Below are 408 nucleotides of genomic sequence, written 5' to 3'. Positions count from 1 at the left end.
GTTTATCCGCCAAAAAACTGGCGATACTGAGGGATGAGGTGATGAATACAATGGAAGATCAAAAAAATCAAAATCAACCGATTCCATTTAAAAAGGCAAGCTCCTGGAAAAACATGTTGGGCAAGAAGTGGGCGTTTCCGGCAATCTACATCGGCACCGCAGCAATCATTCTCGCTATTGTGATGTGGTACCAGAGCAGCGTCACCGATACGGTGCCGGGACAAACCGCAGACAACGGCGGCGTGGCCGTCACGACACCGCAGGACGGCACCGCCATTCCCGCCGATGAATCCGCCGGCAAGGACGGCGCGGTACCGGTGGCGGGCAACCCGCAGCCGCTCGCCTGGCCGGTCGGCAAGGGTGTGAAGTACGAACAGGGGATGGGCTTCTATGACGAACAGGCGTCCA

General features: G+C 56.6%; 1 pseudogene. It reads left to right on the top strand.

What is annotated here, in order from left to right:
• Window positions 1-50 precede the first annotated feature (50 nt).
• Window positions 51-408 (top strand): annotated as a pseudogene (locus LD028_RS08630) (M23 family peptidase); the annotation flags it as partial.

Origin of the sequence: Anoxybacillus sp. LAT27 (assembly GCF_022030075.1) — a bacterium.
Classification (GTDB): domain Bacteria; phylum Bacillota; class Bacilli; order Bacillales; family Anoxybacillaceae; genus Anoxybacillus; species Anoxybacillus kestanbolensis.
Note: the sequence above shows the minus strand (reverse complement) of the source record. Positions and strands in the feature narration are given on the sequence as shown.